The 639-nt window shown below is 78.1% G+C and carries 1 protein-coding gene; it reads left to right on the plus strand.

Going from position 1 to position 639, the window contains the following annotated elements; translation table 11 throughout:
• Nucleotides 1–639: N-acetylglucosamine-6-phosphate deacetylase (locus tag D8M29_RS13720; protein WP_370450182.1), on the plus strand; the 639-nt coding region annotated here is incomplete at both ends.

The raw sequence follows: 639 nt of genomic DNA on the forward strand, positions 1-639 counted from the left end.
TTGGCCTCCCTCGTCACGGACGAGGTCGACGCGCTCGCGGCGCAGCTGACGGCCCTGACGCCCCTGTGCGCAGAGGGGGTGCTGGCCGGCGTGCACCTCGAGGGTCCCTGGCTCTCGCCCCTGCACTGCGGCGCGCACCGGGCCGCGTCGCTGCGGGCGCCGGAGCCCGAGGACGTCGCTCGCCTCGTCGAGGTCGGCGCGGGCCACCTGGCGATGGTCACGCTGGCCCCCGAGCTGCCCGGGGCCCTCGACGCGGTGGGCCGGCTGGCGGAGGCGGGCGTCGTCGTCGCGATCGGCCACACGGACGCCTCCTACGAGACCACGCGCGCGGCGATCGACGCGGGGGCGCGGATGGCCACGCACCTGCACAACGCGTGCCGGCCCACCCACCATCGCGAGCCCGGGCCGGCCGTCGCCCTGCTGGAGGACCCGCGCGTGGGGATCGAGACCATCGTGGACGGCGTCCACCTGCATGCGGCCACGGTGCGGCGGGTCGCCCGGGAGGCCGGGGAGCGGTGGATCCTCGTCTCGGACTCCATGGCCGCCGCCGGCTGCGGCGACGGCGAGTTCCCCCTCGGGCCGCTGCGGGTCCGGGTCCACGACGGCGTCGCGCGGGTGGTCGGCGCGGACGGCGCAGCC

The sequence above is a fragment of the Micrococcus sp. HSID17227 genome (assembly GCF_003989405.1).
Lineage (GTDB): Bacteria > Actinomycetota > Actinomycetes > Actinomycetales > Micrococcaceae > Micrococcus > Micrococcus luteus.